18 protein-coding genes and 1 pseudogene are annotated in these 19,053 nt (G+C 49.2%); all 19 read right to left on the reverse strand.

What is annotated here, in order from left to right; genetic code table 11:
• Window positions 1–80: 80 nt before the first annotated feature.
• The gene (locus N902_RS0113025; protein ID WP_027371275.1) at window positions 81–926 is read right to left on the reverse strand and encodes a hypothetical protein; all 846 of its coding nucleotides are present in this window, start codon (window positions 924–926) and stop codon (window positions 81–83) included.
• 24 nt (window positions 927–950) lie between these two features.
• A complete protein-coding gene (locus tag N902_RS0113030) occupies window positions 951–1,211 on the reverse strand; it encodes an AAA family ATPase (protein ID WP_027371276.1) in 261 nt (86 codons plus the stop codon).
• Between the two features lie 60 nt (window positions 1,212–1,271).
• On the reverse strand, window positions 1,272–1,694 hold the full coding sequence (locus N902_RS0113035; protein ID WP_027371277.1) for a type II toxin-antitoxin system VapC family toxin: 423 nt from the start codon (window positions 1,692–1,694) through the stop codon (window positions 1,272–1,274).
• A 2-nt stretch (window positions 1,695–1,696) separates the two neighbouring features.
• On the reverse strand, window positions 1,697–2,017 hold the full coding sequence (locus N902_RS0113040) for a hypothetical protein (protein ID WP_027371278.1): 321 nt from the start codon (window positions 2,015–2,017) through the stop codon (window positions 1,697–1,699).
• A gap of 7 nt (window positions 2,018–2,024) precedes the next feature.
• Window positions 2,025–2,432, reverse strand: coding sequence for a DUF2283 domain-containing protein (locus tag N902_RS19415; RefSeq protein WP_084288368.1), 408 nt, complete (start codon window positions 2,430–2,432; stop codon window positions 2,025–2,027).
• Window positions 2,433–2,643: 211 nt separating this feature from the next.
• The gene (locus tag N902_RS0113045; RefSeq protein ID WP_027371279.1) at window positions 2,644–2,961 is read right to left on the reverse strand and encodes a nucleotidyltransferase domain-containing protein; all 318 of its coding nucleotides are present in this window, start codon (window positions 2,959–2,961) and stop codon (window positions 2,644–2,646) included.
• Complete coding sequence (locus tag N902_RS0113050) at window positions 2,934–3,320, reverse strand: HEPN domain-containing protein (protein ID WP_034622848.1); 387 nt, start codon at window positions 3,318–3,320, stop codon at window positions 2,934–2,936. The genes N902_RS0113045 and N902_RS0113050 overlap by 28 nt, the downstream gene beginning before the upstream one ends.
• A 79-nt stretch (window positions 3,321–3,399) precedes the next feature.
• Window positions 3,400–3,798, reverse strand: coding sequence for a type II toxin-antitoxin system VapC family toxin (vapC, locus tag N902_RS0113055; RefSeq protein WP_027371281.1), 399 nt, complete (start codon window positions 3,796–3,798; stop codon window positions 3,400–3,402).
• Window positions 3,795–3,995 (reverse strand): type II toxin-antitoxin system VapB family antitoxin, encoded by a 201-nt coding sequence (locus N902_RS0113060; protein ID WP_027371282.1) that lies wholly within the window; start codon window positions 3,993–3,995, stop codon window positions 3,795–3,797. Before N902_RS0113060 ends, vapC begins: the two co-directional genes overlap by 4 nt.
• Before the next feature lie 494 nt (window positions 3,996–4,489).
• Window positions 4,490–5,020: a hypothetical protein gene (locus N902_RS0113065; RefSeq protein ID WP_027371283.1), complete on the reverse strand. Its 531-nt coding sequence runs from the start codon at window positions 5,018–5,020 to the stop codon at window positions 4,490–4,492.
• A complete protein-coding gene (locus N902_RS0113070) occupies window positions 5,017–6,363 on the reverse strand; it encodes an HD domain-containing protein (RefSeq protein ID WP_161635191.1) in 1,347 nt (448 codons plus the stop codon). The genes N902_RS0113065 and N902_RS0113070 overlap by 4 nt, the downstream gene beginning before the upstream one ends.
• A gap of 117 nt (window positions 6,364–6,480) precedes the next feature.
• Window positions 6,481–6,972 carry a hypothetical protein gene (locus N902_RS0113075; RefSeq protein ID WP_153304216.1) on the reverse strand — a complete coding sequence of 164 codons (492 nt, stop codon included), beginning with the start codon at window positions 6,970–6,972 and terminating at the stop codon, window positions 6,481–6,483.
• A gap of 135 nt (window positions 6,973–7,107) precedes the next feature.
• Window positions 7,108–8,922, reverse strand: coding sequence for an asparagine synthetase B family protein (locus tag N902_RS0113080; protein WP_153304217.1), 1,815 nt, complete (start codon window positions 8,920–8,922; stop codon window positions 7,108–7,110).
• A 140-nt stretch (window positions 8,923–9,062) separates the two neighbouring features.
• On the reverse strand, window positions 9,063–10,475 hold the full coding sequence (locus N902_RS0113085) for a lipopolysaccharide biosynthesis protein (protein ID WP_208596332.1): 1,413 nt from the start codon (window positions 10,473–10,475) through the stop codon (window positions 9,063–9,065).
• A gap of 311 nt (window positions 10,476–10,786) precedes the next feature.
• Window positions 10,787–11,230: pseudogene (locus N902_RS17885) on the reverse strand (GDP-mannose 4,6-dehydratase); the annotation flags it as partial.
• Window positions 11,231–11,487: 257 nt separating this feature from the next.
• The gene (locus tag N902_RS0113095) at window positions 11,488–13,911 is read right to left on the reverse strand and encodes an amidohydrolase family protein (protein ID WP_027371288.1); all 2,424 of its coding nucleotides are present in this window, start codon (window positions 13,909–13,911) and stop codon (window positions 11,488–11,490) included.
• Window positions 13,912–13,913: 2 nt separating this feature from the next.
• The gene (locus tag N902_RS0113100; protein ID WP_153304218.1) at window positions 13,914–16,742 is read right to left on the reverse strand and encodes a hypothetical protein; all 2,829 of its coding nucleotides are present in this window, start codon (window positions 16,740–16,742) and stop codon (window positions 13,914–13,916) included.
• A gap of 34 nt (window positions 16,743–16,776) precedes the next feature.
• Window positions 16,777–17,013, reverse strand: coding sequence for a hypothetical protein (locus tag N902_RS0113105; protein WP_027371290.1), 237 nt, complete (start codon window positions 17,011–17,013; stop codon window positions 16,777–16,779).
• 380 nt (window positions 17,014–17,393) lie between these two features.
• Window positions 17,394–18,521 carry an ATP-binding protein gene (locus tag N902_RS18875; RefSeq protein ID WP_051564585.1) on the reverse strand — a complete coding sequence of 376 codons (1,128 nt, stop codon included), beginning with the start codon at window positions 18,519–18,521 and terminating at the stop codon, window positions 17,394–17,396.
• Between the last annotated feature and the right edge of the window lie 532 nt (window positions 18,522–19,053).

Raw genomic sequence — 19,053 nt, forward strand, 5'->3', positions numbered from 1 at the left:
TTTAACCGCTGATCGCGCTGATCTTCGCTGATCCTGATTATATATCTGCGCCGATCCACATTTAATCTTGTAGATTCTCTCTATGCTTCAGCAAATACAGATTTTATCATGTTCTCAAAATCGCTCTCACTAAGATCTACACTCTTGTATGCACATATTTGTGAAAGCAAAAGGGCAAAGTATTTCTCTTTATTGGTTCCCCAAAGCGTCTTGCGCTCCAGTGTCTTGGCAATCCTTATCATGTCCATGTTGAACATACCGTTTCTGGTCAGGCTTTTTCTTGGACGTTTGAGGTGCAGCTTGTAAACCGAGTCTACAATCAAGGTTTCCAAGTGAGCGAGCAGGCCATTCACCTCATGGTCCAACGTAATTCCAATTTGAAGCAGGAGGATAGAAGCCAGTTCTTTGAACTCTTCATCAGACAATTGCTTGTCTTCAGGCAGGGGAATTCTGGTCATAGCGAGTAAATACGCATTGATCTGGGCAAAGTACCCCTGCATCAAAGAAAGATGAAATCGAACCTTTTTGTCCATCCAAAGCTTGTTTCTGGTAATAGTCTCCTCGAGCCCTTTGAAAAAATCCTGGAACTGGTCGTAACTGCTAAAAACATCTGAGTATTGCAGCAAACGGCCATGTGGAAGTGTCAGGTCATAGCTTTGCAAAAGCTCATACCATTCCTGTTCCTTGTCGCTATACATCTGCCTGTGATAAGATAGCCTCTCCAGATAGAACAGAATCTCCTGCCCGCAATTAACCCTCTTCTCCAAGACAACCCCCGCAACCCGAGTCCTTTCATCCCGCTTCTTTAGATAAAATGTAGCTACAAAGGCAATAATCAACCCAGCAGCCGCTGTGGAGATCAGACTTACGACCCCTTCAGCTATGAACTGGGGAAGGGAGTCAAGATAGTCAATAAAAACGGCCATCAAAGAAGTATAAAACAATAAAATTTAAATGTTTATCAGGTTTTCCGGACGAAAGACGTTGACCAGCTTCTCGGCGAGGGCGCTTTGCAAAAAGGCTTTGGAGGGAATGTCCCCCGCTTGCTGCTTTCCGCTGGGCGCCAGCGTTGCGGCGACACAATACCCGGCCTTCAGGAAATGGGTCTTGCCGCTGGCATTTTCCCCAATAACCACGTTCAGGCCCGGGGAAAGGGCAAAATCCGCTTCTTGAAACACGGTCATATTGTGCAGCTCGAGCTTTTTCAGCACATCGGCCTCCTCAGAATGGAGCCTGTCTTGTCCACGAGCGACCCGCTTAGCAGGCCCGCTTTACGGAAAGACCTCTACACCGGCTTTTTGACAGACATCCGAAAAATCACCGGGATTAAAGGTGATCAGGGCGTCTATTTGGACATTGGTATCGGCCACCACCAGTCGCAAAACGGCATCCACTAAGCTCAATGCGCGATGGGGACCTGACGGTGAACAGACTGCTTCCAAAGCAGCATCGCGATAGTCCTCGTCTGGGAGCAAATGCACATTCGGGCCGGCCAGCAGATGCGCGAAACGCTGCATTGCAGTGCGTCTGCGTGCAAGCCGCGTATTCAAGGTTTCATAGAGGGTAGGCCACGGCACCACCAACCCGTGGACATCAAGGAAATCGGCTACTTCCAATGCTTGCCTGTGGTATGTATCCCCGGAATCATACAGCGCGAACCAGAAGCCGGTGTCCAGTAAAAGGCGCTGGGCCATGACTAGATTTCTTCCTCATCGACCTGCGGCTGCTGCACCCCGTACCCTGACCACGGCGCGGCCTTGCGCTGGCCAAAGATAAAGCGCCCCTTCATTTTGGTCTCTTCACGCCATATGACATACACCCGGTCATGCTTGGACAGTTCGACATTGACCTCCAGGTCCTCTTTCAATTCTGCTAGAAAATCAGACTGCCATTCAAAGTGCAGTGCCGCTGTACTTGTCCCGCATTCTTTCGCTCCACAAGTATCGAGCCAGGAATACAGGCCCTCATAATCCCCTTTCACGCCAAGGTCGAAGGATATCCAGCACAATTGTTTCATGTTCAGTTCACCTTTTGTGTGCCGATTTTGAAATTATGTTGCCTTTATCAGCGCCAATCTGCGCCAATCCGCGTGATCTGCGGTTGCATCCTCTTTTCTTGCTTTGGTCTCCTGCAGGCGGTGTTGCTGAAGTCCTCAAAGAGCAGCTATCACACATACATTGACACAAAGGGTTTCCTTCTTCTGTCTTGCACAGTCGGGAAACACCGGCCATCAGTTTCGGCTCGAATTCACACGTAACGAGCGATTGGAGGGGAAAATTTTGAGACACATTGAGAATTGCAATTCCCACAATCTTACCGTCATCCGTGAGATCCAGGTTCACTTTTTCGGAAACCTCAACAACACCAGTCGGCGTTTCTTCAGACAGCCGCAAATAGGCAGCATCCACTTCCTGGTCATAATAGATTTTCATGACTTCACCCCCCTTCCGAGCGGATGCGGGTGTCGTCAATGGCGTAGCGCAGGTCGTGGCCGGGGCGGTCGGGGACGAAGGTGATGAGTGACGAGTGGGGAGTGGGAAGTGGGGAGTGGGGAGTGGGGAGTGGGGAGCGGGGGGTGTAGTCCCACCTTCCTTTTCACCTGTCACCCGTAACTCGTCACCATCTTCAGTCACCTGTCACCCGTCAAATACGCACACCATCCTGCTTGATTTTAAGAAAAAATTGCGGCGGATCCTGCTCCACTTCCTGCCTGGAAAAAGGATGAATCTCAAGTCGCGAGTCCACTTTCCTTCTATGTTTGCTGATTTTTTTTATGTCATGGTATCTTATACCCTGAAAATCCCTCGATACCACCGCCAGGTCGATGTCGCTGTCCTTGTCGGTTGATCCTTTGGCAACCGAGCCAAACAGATATGCTTCGGATACATCAATTCCGGACTCACGCAGGGAATCAATGAACAGTCGGGCTGTATTCACTGATGTATCTTTTGCAGAATCCATTTTCTGATCTCCTTGATTCGGGCAAAATTTTCAGCCGCGAAATCTTTGGTGCACAACTTGTAAAATCTTAACTTTTCGTCAGGATATCTGGTTGATATATTAAAAGTATTCACAGAATCAAGAAATTCCAGGGTATCTTCATCAATGTCCAGCCCAATAATTTGACTTAATCTCACCAAATCATGGATGCGGGGAGGGAAATCCTTTTTGTACTGTACATAAAGACCTTTCATTGTTTTTTCCAGCACCAGATGGGCAATGAATAAGCACCAGTCATATTTAGCGTTTTCAAAAAGTGATTCGGCAACATCAAGATCATGATCCGCTGAATCGACCCAGTATTTAATATGCCTTTTCATTCGGAGTAATTCCGTTATTCCGGTTTTAAGCTGAATGGCACAGCTCGTGGCATCCTGTATCGTATCGTCAGCGGTACAATTACCTGTATACCCGCAGTCCGATAACAGGCGCCATGGCATCAAAATCCCTGTCATTGTGAAGCAGCAGCAGATTCTGTTCCAGGGCGGTCTGGGCAATCAGGCAATCGATCGTGCTGCGGACAGTAACGCCTTTTTTCCTGCATTCAAAATATATAAGGGCTGCCTCCTCGTAGGACTTTACAGGATCCCGCGGGTGGAAGAATCGCTGCGTGGAAAGATAATCTCGTAGCAGTATATATTCTTTTTCCGTTTTGGCGCCTTGTAATATTTCCTGGTAGATCACCGAAGAGATGCCAAAAGGTGTCCGGCTGGCAAGTATCTCCCTCAACCGGTCGGCCGGGCCGCTGCCCGCCCCCTTAAAAAAGTCGGTCAATACTGAGGTGTCAACGAGAATCACTGTTCTTCACGCAGGCTCTTGTAATCATAGTTCTCGCTGAAATCCACCTTTCCGTCCAGGTCCATAAGGTTCATCCGCTTGCGGGTTTTTACATACTCCCTTAACGCGTCTGCGATCAGCTCCCTTTTGGTTCTGGCCCCGCTGATCTTCATGGCTTCTTCCACGAGTTCATCATCTAAGACAATATTGGTGCGCATAATACACCTCCTTATGTGTATAAACATACACATTAATAAAACCCCTGTCAATTCAGCTTGGTTTTGGTTTGGGATGGGGTCGGACCCGCATAACATTTTTAAATATCATCAAATATATTCACCAAAAGGCTGTTTTTGTCCTTTAGAGCGGCATTTTTGCCCGCAAAATCAGCTCTGTAAGCAGCAAGCGGATTCTGTATAACGCATACACGGTATTTTAACCCTTCTCGTTTCTGTGAATTCGTCTTTGTTCGGCTTTAGCTCCGATCTCATAAAAACATAAAACAAATGAGAGTTACTGCGGCTGCTTTTGTGGGATCACATCCCTCGCTTATTTTACAGGGCACTGTTGAAATACCTGCTCATTTCCTGGTATTTGTTCTTTCTTCTGTTGCAACGTTTCTCCCGGGGGGTTGTTTCTATCATCCTGTTTTTCAACTTTAACAATGAAACTCCCGCCCGCTAATGCTTCTGTGATGACCAAGCCGAATCTGTTAGCAGCCGGTATTCACAAATTCCTCCGCCAGGGCGTCATATGCGGCGTTTATGGCGGATCTTGCGTATTTTTTGCCCTTCCATTGCTCAACCTCATGGATCACCGAATCCCTGTCCGCCTCCAGGCCGTTTTCCTGCAGGGCCTGGATGCAGTAAAGGACTGTTCCGCAGAGTTCCAGGTTGTCAAAGCTGAAATCATGACCGAGCAGTTCGCAGAACCGTTCAAGATGCGCATTCACTTCCCGCCTGCCTTCTTCAGGCAGGGTATCGGCGAACTTCGACCCGGGGGTGTAATCCGTTCTGCCCACAATGATTTCACCATCACTTTGCAGCTCCGATGCTATCTCCATTACCTGCCGGGAAAACGGTCCGTAGGAATACGGTTCAAAATCCAGGCGCAAGGAGAGTCCTTTTTCCTGCAGGTAAAAAAGGACTTTTTGCATGGCAATCTTGGAGGTCTGCATATTTTTGTTTTTAAGCCATGCAAGAACATGCTTGAATGCGGACCGGGTATAATCTGAATTTTTCATGATTCTCCCTCTTTTTTCCTTTTCCGGCGGGCTTCAATTCTTTGTGTGAAGTTGGACAGGGCTTTTTCTGCCATGGGCTTGGAAAATGTGGTTACATAGATCCGCCTGAGGTGCGCGGGTTTTTTACGGGTGGATTCCAGAAGAGATGAATGGTCGAGTATAGAGCCGATCATTTTGTAATCGTTGTTTTTGTCCACCACCGGATAAACACTTTCTCCTTTTTCATCGGATTTCTCCAGAATTTTATGCACCTCAACTTTTTTGTCAAAAGTGAAATAATCCTGGTCCTTTTTTAAACCTGCACTGTCAAGCTCTTCCTGAAGGTCAAGGAAATCATTTTCATTTCCTTCTGATTCCTTTTCCGTATCAAATATGGGATGAAGACGATCCTGGCGCATAAGTATTTTCGCCCACGGATTTCCCCTGTCCATATCCTTCTTGATCTGCTCAAAAATTGTGTAATCATCAAAGAACTGGAACCTTTCAAAATCAATTTCCGGATTGGACTTATCGGCTTTCACACCGGCATCCGGCAAATGATTCCGCTCTGTTAAATCCCGGAAGTATCGTTCAAGCACAATGTCGTAGCCCTTTCTTGTCCTGTGATAAGGTACCTGCAGGTAATAGTGATACCGGGCAAGCAGAAAAGCCTCCACCGCATGGAGATTGCCCTTTTCAATCGCAAAAGCCTTTTCCCCTTCTTCGTTGTCAATAAGCCTGAAGGAGCCTGCATAGCGGATATAATCGTACTCTCCGTATTTTACCCCGCAGAAGTATGAGTCCCTTAACAGAAAATCAGCCCTGTCAGCATCAAATTCATCGGAAATGAATTTTTTCAAAATCGCAAGGGCCTGCGTCTGCTTTCCTTTCAAAAGGTTGGCTACGGCATTCGGTGAAATATTTTGCTTTTGGATTTCATTGGATATTTCTGTACAATTTTGAATAATGTATTTGCCGATATCTTCGTGGGAGATATCTTCTCCAAGGAAAAACTTTTCAGCAGCATGGGAAAACGGCATATGCCCGATATCATGCAGCAAAGCGGCAAATCGAAGTAATTGAAGATCCTGCTGCAGGTCGTTTTTACCGCCTTCCCTGAGTTCCGGATTGAAACGCAGGACCTCTTCAAAAATGTTCGTGGCAGCCTGCAAAACCCCGAGAGAGTGCACAAACCTGGAATGCTCAGCTGTAGGGTAAACATACTTGGTCAATGCGAGTTGCCCGATTCTGCGCAAACGCTGGAAAATCGGAGTATCAATGATTTTCAGTTCAGCATCGGTCAGCCAGATATAGCCGTATATGGGGTCCCGAATTCTGTGTGCAGGTCGCATTAGTTGATTCATATTCATCCACTGCTTTTGCAGTAAAGATTTGTATTAGCGGCGATCTGCCTTATCTGCGGTTCCATCACTTTTTCATGCCACTAATCAAGGATCAGCTGAACACCCATTCGACTTGGCTTACAAAACCTCGGAGATTTTCTGCAACAGCGCTTCGCTGCCCGCCGGGACCGTGTGCGGATCCAAAGGATCGTCATTTTTGTCGTCACTCCGGTAGGTTGAGGCCAACTGGCGGGCAAGCTTGGCGTTATACTTTTCCGGCCTGAGAACCAGGCTGATTTGGGAGACAAAATGCTTGCGCAAGGCATTTAAATATGCGGATTCATCATAATCTTGGTCGCTCAGGACCTGAACAGCGGCTACGACAGGATCCAACACCGCGCTGCGGTAGCCCTGATTCGCGCGCGGCTTGTGCTGCCCGTACTCGTCGCGCCTAATATTGGGAAGGTAAAGCCGTCCCTGATCCGCGAAAGCGGACAATTCTGCTCGCCAGGCAGCACGGTCTGTTGTCGATAGCGATGCCAGGCTCGTAGCGTACTCAGCCCTGGCCATCACGCTGATGACCGCCGCCGCCCAACTCCGAAATTCCTGCATCCATTCGACGGTTCCCATCTCCCTGCGCAGGACCAGCCTGTAAGCCGACAACGATGCCGAACAGGGTGGCAGGAATTCCTGATGTGCTGAGCCAGATGTAGATCGAAGGAACATCCTCAGCAGAACGTGTTTAAAAACAATGGGCATAAAAGTTTATTTAATGCGATTCTCAATCCAAATTTTTAAAGTTAATAATCTGTAAATAGCTTCACTCTGATAAATTAATAAATCATCAAAGTTATCAACCTTGACTGCTAAAATTGTATTGATTATTGGATATGAACCATTGTCTGTTTCATCAAAAAGACTTCGCACCTTAATACTGTTTCGAATATAATAGTCTCTATTTGGCCAGGATCCATCAGTAGCTAGGCTTTTAGGATTTTTAGCTCTAATCTTTTTACGTAACCTCTTAAGATTCAAACCTACAGAAGTCCGAACTGGACCTGAACAAACGGGCATGTATGTATTCGTATTCATAATTTGTTTCAAATCATCGCCACAGCTGAGATAGGCAGCCTTTGAAGCAACTGATGCATTTAGCTTAAACTGCGGAGGTATTGTTTGATACACATCCAAAATATCGTTATCGACAATAGGCAGGCTCCAGCCCATAGTCCTCTGAGGTATTGTTGTTTCAGAGCTGTCCGGCTCATAATAAAAAGGAAAAATTCTTCTGTGCGCCCTTTCGAGGCGAGCTTCGTTTGACTCATCTTTTTTCAATTCATCTGGAATTTGACTATCAAGACGATACTGGACAGATTGCCCATATTCGCTGCTTAATATATCCAAATACAGTGGCGTATAGCTCTGATACTTAAAATCTCCTAGACTTTCGAGCATCGTAAATTTGTTTTTATTCTTGTCTATTGTTAATGATTTAAAAAGATAATCGCAATAAAAACCTGCGATTATGGTGTCGACATTATTTTGAACGATATAATCGCGAAAGCCTAAAAAATGATTGTTATTTAAGTTGCTCATGCCTCCTGAAATTGCAGCCCCTTTTTCCATGGCATTGCCATAGAAATCAAAATCTCTTTTTAAGGGGGCTAGATCGACTTTGTTTTTATCTGCTATCGCTTTTGCCGTTTTAAACTCTAAATTTTGTTCATCAAAAAATGAAAAAGCAAACACATTTTGCTTGTTCTTAATCGAACATAAAACAGTGCGCGAGTCCAACCCACCGCTCAAAGAAACAGCAGTCCTTCCAGAAACATCGTTGACCCGTCTATTCAAGGATTTCTGAAAGCCATGCGACAATCTTTCTGCGCAATCCCATTCAGTTTCTTGTTGGTTTATAGAAAAACTAAACTCAAAATATTTTTGATAATCAGCTACCTGAGCGGGGTATTGACCATAGTCAAATGTATAGATTGCACCATACTCTAATGCTTTGATGTGTTTGTAATACGTATTAGGGAAAGACACGTTTCCCTTTGCAACAAATTCTGCCATCGAATCGTAATCAAATGAATCTAATCCAGATACGGTAGATGCAAGAAGATCCGGGTGGCTACTTAATGCAATCGAGTTTTCTTGCCCAACCGGCATAAAAGCCAAGCACATACCCGATCGGTCTATACCAACGTGACAACGCTTATTTAAATCATCAAATATAGCTACAACATAGTTTCCATTTAATTTTTTAAAGCATTCGATCCCATATTTTTTATAAAGTGAATAAATATATCTTGTAGCAAGCCCACCCTCAGCGGGTACTGACTTTGCAATCTTCCACTCAACATCATCAAGCGCTAGCCGACCAGCCAAAGCTATATAAATATCTCCGCCTTCAGCTATGCACGAGCCCCATATGTCTATATTGTCAGGCCTAGATGAAGTAACACCATATCCCTCAGCATTGTATATAGATACATTCATATCTTCAAAGTAACGCATTTTTCTTGAAACATTATCAAGAGGCCTTTCATTCTTTGGCCTAAAGTCTATATATAAATCACTCATGCTTAGACCTCACCAGAAACTAATTTCTTAAGATATTCAGCAAGCATTGCCTCAATAACTTAAATTTATATAATCAACATAAAATCGACTATCTATATATCTTATTTTAAATTCGAAACTTATTTATTGGTACATAAAAGTCACTGAGATTTACTTTTGCATATAGTCATGAAAATTAAGTACACATTCAATAAAACGCCCATCATTGAAAATATTATTATTGCGAAAATATCAACTTGAAAGACAAAAAAACCAATTGCTAGAGCAGATAAGCGCAAAATGACACTTACTAATTCATACTTAAGAAATTGGCCTTGTAGATTCATAACTGGGATTGAAACCACACTTGGACGATTAATAAACGCTAAATACATCCACAGCGCCAGCCACCGCGCATATTCGCCTGCGACAACCCATTCCGCTCCAAACACAAAGCCAAACAGCAAAGGCCCAAAGGCAACAACAATCCCAAAAGGAAAAATCCCCACTGCGGCTAATGCTAGCGTTGCCTTCACAAGAAGGCAGGTCAGGTTCTCTCCATTATGGGCCGCTTCCGTAATCCGGGGATAAAACACATCGCCAACGGACTTACCGATAAGTTGGGAAGGCAGGCCCAGCAAACGACGGCACAGGGCGTAAAATCCCGCCGAAGCAGGCCCGAAAAACGCAGCCAACATCAGAACCGGCAGGCTTTGCGAAAGGGCGTTAATAAATACCTGTGGCGCCCGATACAAGGGGAAATCGTAATGCTGCTTGGCCACAGCCCACAGGGAAATCGGCCGTCGCTCTCCAGTCCTTTCCGATTGGTATTCGCGTTCATATTTTTTGGCTCCGAACGCCAACAAACCTGCATGGATGCCGTTGCCAACGGCTGTCAGACCGATCAAGACAGCGGCAATTGGCCTGAGCAATCCGAACCCTGATTTCAAGACATTGATAACCAGAGCATTCAAAACCGCTGCCCGGGCAGTGACTCGAAATTGTTTCTTGCGGATCAGCCATTGCTGAACGATCTGCATAAACGCAGAACATACAACGACCAGCGGGATAAGCCATAAAAAAGATCGAATCTCCTGAACCCGAAGCAGGTCGGCTAGCCAATCCCCGGCCAGCCACAAGGTCAGGACCAAAATTAGAGCGATGCTCCCGGCCAGGAGCGCGGAGAGTTTGGCGATGGCCCTGGCATCTGAGTCTTCCTTGGGCAGAACAATTGCAATGGGATAAGACAAGGCAGCGATAGGGGTGACAACAGCCACAATAGCCATGAATGTGCCCAGCAGCCCAAATGCTTCCGGACCATACAAACGAGTGATGATCGGGGAAAAAGCCGTAGTTATGGCTTGTGCCCCAGCAGTACCGGACGCCACCACAGCCACATTGCGCACGAACTTGCTTTTGTATGTGCGGGACAAAAAGGTCTGAAGTCTGGCCAAGGTGAGTGGGTGTGTGGTGGCTGTTGTGTTGGGCATGTTTTCCGTTCGTCGTTTTTCGTTCTTCTTGCTTTGTGATTCGTTTGGGAAGCGGGAGGCGGAAAGCGCCTGATTATCTGCCACCGCTTAAATTTTCCACATACCATTGATGAAATCACAAAACTCAAGTTCCAAATTACAAACAATCAGAGCTAAAAAGCACTATTGCTATCGGTTATCGGTTATCAGAGTCCAGGGCCAAGGGCCGAGGTGCAAGGGCCGAGAACCCTAGAGATCAGTTCGTTGTAATTGTAATTTGTTCATCGTCACTATAATGACAATCCTTACCCCAAATTCTCCACATACCATTCATCAAAATTAGAAACTTCAAGCTCCAAATTACAAACAATCAGAGCTAATAAGCACTACAGCTATCGGTTATTCGCTATCTGCTATCAGCTCTGAGGTGCCAATTTATGCACGTACCACTGAGTTGCCTCATCCAACCCATCCCGGACTGAATAACTGGGCTTATACCCAATCAGGCTTTCAGCCTTGCTGATATCTGCCAAAGAATGTCGGACGTCGCCGGGGCGGAAGTCGCGGTACACTGGATCTGCAATCTTCATATCAGGCCGCAGGGCTTGCACGCGATACCGAATGAGGGTGAACAACTCATTTAACGTGGTTCGCTGGCCAAAGGCCACGTTGTAGACCTGGTTCACCGCCTCTGGATTCTGGGTGGTTGCGGCCAGGAGGTTGGCCTGGATGCAGTTTTCGATATAGCAGAAGTCCCGGGATGTTTCCCCGTCTCCATTGATATACACCGGCTCTTGCCCCAGCATGGCTGCAAACCATTTGGGAATCACAGCGGCGTAGGCCCCATTTGGGTCCGGACGCACAGCAGAAAAAAGCTGCTTTATCTGGGCTGGAAGAAAAAAAATTCTTTCGAGCGGCCTCAGCCATTGTACATTTTTGAAATCCCTATACTCTTCTCTCACTGGCGAGAGCCAAATGACATTAAAATCATTTTCCAGAAATCGCCGAACTAAACGATCAAATCTATAATGCGCTCCAGTCACAGGATTTTCGTAATGCGAAACCAAAATTATATTTTTCGCCATGCACTTGCCCCATTGTTCCCCAAAACACCTGGCTACCTTTGCCCCCCAAGTCGCAACCCAACGCGGTTCACCTCGCCCAAGCGCCGGTACACTGCTGCGGTATCGTAGCCATTTTCCTGCCCGGCCTGAGCAAGGTGCAGGTATTCGTTTCTGATGCTAGTGTGAAAGACCCCGGGATCATCTGATCCAAGGGCGAACATCGGCCTCGGCCGCGTATCGTCCATGAGCCAACGCAGGGCGTGGTGTTCTGAATAATCCGCGTAAGCGCTGATGCACAGGTTGCTTGTGGGCATGGCTTCAATGCACATTTTACGCTCATCAATCTTTCGCACCAGCGCATCCTGCAGCGCTTTGATGGTCTGATCGGCAATCCAGGCAGTATCCACAAGGCAATACTTGGCATATTCCTGCCTGAAGGCTGGCGCGTGGTATTTTTTGAACTCCTGCCAAGCCCTTGGCGACCTCTTCTTTTCGTGCATCAACGCCACTTCAGCCCGTGACCACCGCGAAGCCAATGGCGATTCGCTGAACTCGGCAAAGGGATCCAATTTGCGCATCCTCCACGCATGGTGGAGCACATCTCTGTCCGGGGCGCATCGACCATACACCCTGCGGTACAGCACCTTGATCTGATCGTGGAGCTTCCGTTCCAAATCGCCATCGTGGGGCAAATCCAGGAGCATACAATCCAGCCAGATCAAATCGTCCAGCCATTCGCCTTGCGCACAGGCCACCTGCGGTCCGACCCGCTGCCTCCAAAGACCGGGCTCCATCCCCAGGGCGGTGGCATGGCCCAACCGGTCCCCAGAGCCCAGCTCCAGAAATGTCACCGCCTCGTCAATGCTCCGCAGCCCGGAGAGCAGATGGCTAAAATCTTCGCCCACATGGTAGGTAAACCTGTTGAGCCCGGAGGCGCGCAGCAATCGGAAAGCCGGGGCAAAGGCCTCGGGCAGAGTATCCATTTCATTGGCGGCTGCATCCACGCGGCATATCGTGTGATACGCCTGCTGGGAAATTTTCCGGGCGCCCACTATGGCCCGGGCTGTTTGCAGGTTCCGCACACGCTGGGCTTGATGGCGACAAAAGCTGTTTTTGCCCTCTGCATCGCTTTTGATCAAGTGCGCCGTGAGCTGCAACCCCGGGCAAGGCTCGGCGCTTTCCTGCCAGCCTTTGCTTTTCGAGCTTTCCCTAGCGGTTTTGTGGGCTTGGTGGTGCATTTCCCAGGCCCGGCTGATCTCTGCCACCCGCCTAGCGATATCACGGGCTGAGCCTTTGGGCGCAAACCGGAGTTCACAGCAGGCGCTCGTCAACCCACCCTGGCCTTGCAGTTGCCGCAATATGAGCGCGTAATCCTTTTCCACCAGCTCCCGCAGCGGACTTCCGGCAATCTGGGCAAAGCTGGAAAACCCCACCGATGTGCGGCCCAGCACCAGGAAGCGGCTGAACCAGCAGCGCACAAGGAGATAAAAATGGGCCAGGAAGCCCAAAACACGCGGGCTTTGCTCCAGCCAAGGCAAAAGGTCAAACCAAAGCCCTGTTTCCTCGGCCAGGAGCACAATGGCGTCAGGCCTGCCCTTGTGTTGGCCACTTCTACGGCCAAAGGATCGCGTGCATTCTGGATCGCGTCCAGTACGCAGGATGCTGTGTATTTCTTCACAGATTCCCCGTTCACTGAACGAGTCCCCGGCACGTTCTGCTCTGCCGGCCTTGTCCTGCAGGCAAGCCACGGCTTGCTGCAAACGCAAGCGAAGGTAGCGGGCCAAACGGAGCAGGCGCAGGATCTCAAAAGGCCGTTCGATGCCTTGGCTTCGAAACAGATCGCGATTGGCGCGCTTTCGCCACTTGTCAGCCACCTGCGCATGCACAACCCCCGGGTTGAGCAGAGCCGCCTGCCAAACCACATCCGCTTCCGGCACACCGCTTATGTGCACGTGCATATCGTGCACCCCCTTGTCCGCGACCAGGGCATCGAAGAAAGCGTCCTGGACCGTGGGCAGGGTGGAAGCCTGCACAGCCTGGGTGAGTTCATTGCGAACGCTGACGCTTTGCTTGTCGACACTCTTTTGGGCCTGAAACGCAGAGACGGCCAGCAGCACAGCCGGCGGAAAATGGGTCAGCAAATCCTGCCACATCGGCAATCGGGTATTGCGTACATAAGGGCCGCGCCCGGGCTCCCAGGCCACATACTCCTGTGCCATGTGGACGAGAACCTGTCGTACATATTGCCCCGGGCTCATGCGCTGCTTGGCAAACTCCCGATCCACCCAAGGAGAGATCAGATGCTCAGGCAAGGCGGAGTGTTGCCGTCGCAAGTGGAGGAGCACATCTTCCTGAATCGCTTCCCAGGGAGGAATCCTGCCTTTTGCCCGGCAATAGGTCTGTAAAAGGGCGGGGTTGGCAAAAAAAGCTACCCATACATCCTGCGGCCCAACAGCTTGCCCACGCTCCTTGTGCATACCTAATCCCCACGCACTATGGGAACCGACTGCAACGGTGTATACAGATTCGGAAATTGGACTTCGCCCTTATAACTCACACACAGCACATCCGTATACCAACCGCTTGGACAATCTTTTTGCACCTGGAGAACATGCTGATTGAAAAGGCTGAAGGAGGACAGTATTTGGTCCAGATTGCCATAGGGCGGATACAGAAAAAGGCCCCATAAGGGGCAGGAAAATGTGAGCTGAAAAAGCGGCAGGTTTGGAGCCCCTTCCTGATAGTCATCACCCATCTGATCTTTGCTGACCGTAATATCCCGCATCTCTGGGGCAAATTGTTCCAGCTGGGAGATATGCGGGGCATTGTCGCCCAGAATCTGGGCGTCTTGAAGCAAGCCGGCCCGGGCCATATTGCGGATCAATGTTGCATCCGAGGTCACGGGATTGCGGGGGTCAAGGGCTTTGTTTGTCCCCTGAGCCAGGGCCTCCTCGACCAGGACGGCATTAAAAAATGCAGCCAGAGACCGATGGATATATGTCCCGGGGTAGACATTTTTCCCTTGCAGGGTCTCTTCTATGGACAGCAAGGTGTAAAAAAGGCGGTTGGCTATACGGGCGTAGAGGCTGGGGTAGTATTTGAGTTCTACAGTTTCCCATTTCGCCTGCCAGGTCTGCAGCAAGACGAGGAAATTCTCTTTAATCCCTGGCCAGTCGTTAAAGAGTTCGCGGTTGATAATATCTACTTCTTCTGCCTCGGTTTCCGGCTTGGTCTTTTTCTTTGGTGGCTCGCGGTGCGAGTCTTCTCGCCCCTGGTCCCTACTGCGCAAGGTGGGATAGGTCCGCAAATGAGAGAGGGTATCAAAAGTCTGGCGTAGCTCCTGACTGGAGACAAGATCCGAAAGGCACCCCAAAAGATGGTAAATAGAGGCACAAGGATACGCACTGCCCTGGTCCAATAAGGTAACAAAAGGCAATGTGACGCATTTCTTGTGCCAGGATTCAATAGATTCTTGCAATGACCCCACTGTGTTGACGTAACGCTTTATTTTCAAATTCTTTTGCAATCCTGAAGGGCCTGTTATCCTTGCAAAATTTTGCAATTCCACATCACGGGCTTGGGGAACATCGGAATTCTTGTCTTTTGCGGATTGCTCAGGATACAGGACGCGAAAGAGCTGTGAAGCTTCATTGCGCTTGCTCTCGGAATACACCTGCAGGGTGCCGGCCCACATGGGCCGATTGGTTCCAATCTCGCTTCGTACAGCGCCGGTTATCCGGCGGGACACATGCATATCGGCCTGATCCCGGGCCGTTTGCAAATAATCGAACAGCTCATCAAAACGAGTGGGGAAATAATTGATAAATATTTGCTGGGGCAGAGCAGCGCGCAGCATATATTGCAGGGCATATCCCGGCTTCTGGCCCACCGCCTCTGCATACAGCCCGCCAAGGGTCAAAAGGGCTGTATTATGCTTTTCGTCTGTCTGGTCCGCTTCCAGATGCACCCCCTGCCTGAATACTCCGGCCCTATACAGATTGCGTACAAGGTCATGCAAGGCCGGCTTGGAACCGATATTTTCCAGTTCAGGCAAAGAAAACCCCATCCGATGCACAGCGGTGGAAAACACACTGGCCAATTTGAACAGGTCCAGCTTATGCGGCCCCTCTTCTTGATAAGCTACTTCCAAAATCCGGATTATGGAGCGTATGGGCAAGCCAGAGAGTAAAGCCTGCACCTGTTGCCGCTGATCGGCCCGAAACAAGTACAGCTTTTGTGTGCAGAGTTGTTCAATGAAATCAGAAAATGAGTCAGTATCTCTGCCCGCGCCTCGAACAATGGAAATCTGTTTCTTTCGGGCCAGATAATATCCCAGAGACGGGAGTTCAATCTGGTTGAGGGGGTTGAATATCTTTTGTAAGTATTGCTCTTCCAGACTGGGCAGCAAGGCAGCAATATCTCGCTGATAAGAATCCCGTAACCCCTCAGGAAGTTGATTCAATTCTTGCAAGGCAAAAGCCTTGTTCTGCTCCTTGCGGATCAATAGCGAATAGAGATTGCTGTCCCCGGAAAGCAGGACCATGAGCCTGGGCGTGGTCAAGTACTTGCGGATCACCTCCAGCACATGCCACCCCGTGGACGGCTTGATATCCACATCATCCAAGGCCAGCACAAAAGCCTCTTTGTTGATCAGTTTCGCACTTTGCTGGACAAAGGCATGGAATTTCGCCTCCAGCGCGCCACCATGCTGGGTGGCTTCCAAATGCTGGTCCAGATAAAATTGCGCATCGTCCCAGCAAAACTCACGTGGCTTGCCGCTGTCTTCACCTTCGCCAATGATTTTGAGGCCTTTGGCCAACCCCAACAGCTCATCGCGCCACGCCTCATAGGCCCTGTCTTCGCCAAGGCCATGACCAGGAAAAGATTGTTTCTGGCGCATGTCCTCAACGCAGGCAACTATACGTTGCAGAATCGTCAGCAAAATATGCTCGTTGTTGCCGAGCATGGTGGGATCAATAACCCCTAACGGCTGGATCTTGTGGAATATATCCTGGTTTCCGGTGAATGGATGTTTCCCATTCGCCAAAAGATCCATTGCCGTAAGCAAAAATGTGGACTTCCCCGCCCCCCGCTGTCCAAAAACGGCAATTGTCTCATGGGTCCGGGTCTTGGAAAAAGATGACGGGTGCTCGCCCCCATCCAACTCGGGGATTCGTTGATAAATACGACCAACGATACCGGCAAGCGCTTGCAGTGCATCCTGGTGCACCACCTCATCGATATTTTTAAACGACCTTGCCTCGGTAGAGAGCGTCGGATTGATTATAATTGGAGTATCTTGCGACATACAAAATCCCTATAAGGGTGCTATTCTACCCTGGTCATAATCCATCATATCCAAAGGGTTCCTGGTTGAGCTGTCTGTTACTGCGTTCCTGCCAGAAGTCATAAGCAACAACCATCACCGGAACCGCGACAAGGGCTGCGGATATGCTGGTCAACAGACTGCTCAAATGCTCTGTTTGCCCTTCTACTGTGATGGCTGCCAGGTACAGCGCCACCCCGCACAATGTCACAGCCAGCTTGGGCCAGGTTTTGTACCAGATTCTCTTGAGCATCAAACCGCCTGTGACATTGTTTTTTGTATCGGCAGCCACATTGCGTGGCTGAACCTCGCTAGCGATTTTCGGTTTCGGTTACTCCAGGTGGAAACGGGGGGAGTCAATATTATCTCGTCACCCCAGAGCAGCGTCCACAGCCTGGAAAGGGGCCAATCCTTCTGCTTGGACATGTCCGCCAGTTCGGGGGGCAGATGGGCCCTGCGGGCTTGACTGTGCCCGGTATTGTCCCGATCAACGGCAAACAAGCGGATGCGCTCCTCTGTGAGGTCCAAGCCATCGATCACCGCGGGATTGTGGGCTGGGAAATGGACCCGCTGCCCCCGAATCCCTGGTCCGTGTACACCACGCTCTGCGTGACCAGCGGCGCCCCCGCCCCCTTACACCTCCTGCACGTACCGGGCAAGCCCGATCTCCATGCTCCTGCCCTGGAGCTTGTACTCGGCCCGGGTGGGATTGTAGTAGAGAAAATTGTTGCGCACCAGGTTGTTCAACTCCTCCAGCAATGTCTCCCGGTCAGGATAATGGCCTTGCTCCAAAAGCCGCCGCAGCTGGTGTTCCTTGACATAGCCCTTGGCCTGGACATGGGTGTTGATCTCCCGCAAGAGTTCGGCTTTGGCGTCGTCCAAGCCGGCATATTCCTCGTAATAGCTTTTGGCCTGGAGCAGATAGCGCTCAGCAGCGTTTTCCAAAACTGTATCTGGTATCGCTCCGTTGTGAGCGCTGCGCAGAAGATCCCCCAGCAAAGCGGAGATCTCCCAGATGCTGCCCCCGAAATGCTCCCAGATATATTCGATCTGCGAGCTGTTCAACGTAAACTCGCGGATATTGGATTCCTTGTCCAGGTTGTTCAACCAGTACACAATATCTTCCCGGGGCAAATAATCGATCTCAAAGAGCTTGGCAGTTTTCCTGAGCTTGCTGTCGTTGTACAACTTTTCGATGAAATACCCGTCCGAGCTGGACAAAAGCACATGGCACAAGTGGCTCTCCTTGGTCATGGCCACAAAGAAATTGATCAGCTCCTTGATCAGCTCCCGCTGGGAATTGAAATAGATGGACTCCAGGGCCTGCAGTTCGTCGATGATAATGACCGGCTGGATCCCCTGGGCGTTTAAATCTTTAAGCTCGGCCTTCATGACGTCAAAGGGATCCAGCTGCCGCTCGCGGATCTTTTGCTGGGTCTGAACCGTATACCGAAAGACCCGCAGGTTGTACTGCCTGGTCTCGGCTGTGCCCTTTTCCTCCTGGTCCTCGAGCTGGAAAAATCGCTGCAGGAAATCCTCGTAGTTGACCAGCAGCACTTCGCGCAGATTGAAGAGCTTGACCGAGAACGTGTTTTCGTCGCTCAGATGTTCATATACAACCTTATAGATGAGCGTGGTCTTGCCGCTGGATTTGGGGCCGTAGAAGAAAAGGATATACTTCGGGCTTTCTTCGAGCCACTTTTGGATATAAGTGATCTCTTCCTGGCGGTTGATAAAAGCGGGTTCATTCTTATATTCCATATCCAATCCCTCCTTGCACCGCAGAGACGCTGAGTACGCAGAGGCTTTTCCTGCAGAGCTCAGCCCCCTTCTCCGCGCCCTCTGCGCCTCGGCGGTGGGCTTTCTTCCTTTTCCTCCTGGCCCTACCCACCAACCTCCTGCACGTACCGGGCAAGCCCGATCTCCATGCTCCTGCCCTGGAGCTTGTACTCGGCCCGGGTGGGATTGTTATGGATTCCATGGGCTGGGGTCGGACCTAACCAACCCACTGAATTAATGATAAATGTGCTCAAAATTGGGCCGTTTTTTGGCCTTAAAATGCCCCCCGATGAAATGAGAAGAGATTTCATGGGGTGAACATTTCAGGTCCAAATTGGGGCTTCTAAGAATTGAATTTTAAACAGCCTCAGCGTTCTTGCCTTCAACCACAGGAACAACCATCTGTATTTCCTTGAATTGACTCAACTGCAAAAAGTCGAAGACTGGGGTTAAACGCACAAATTAAAATTTACAACTATTTGATTTCACTTAAAACTTTCAACTTAAAACTTAA

Origin of the sequence: Desulfovermiculus halophilus DSM 18834 (assembly GCF_000620765.1) — a bacterium.
Lineage (GTDB): Bacteria > Desulfobacterota > Desulfovibrionia > Desulfovibrionales > Desulfothermaceae > Desulfovermiculus > Desulfovermiculus halophilus.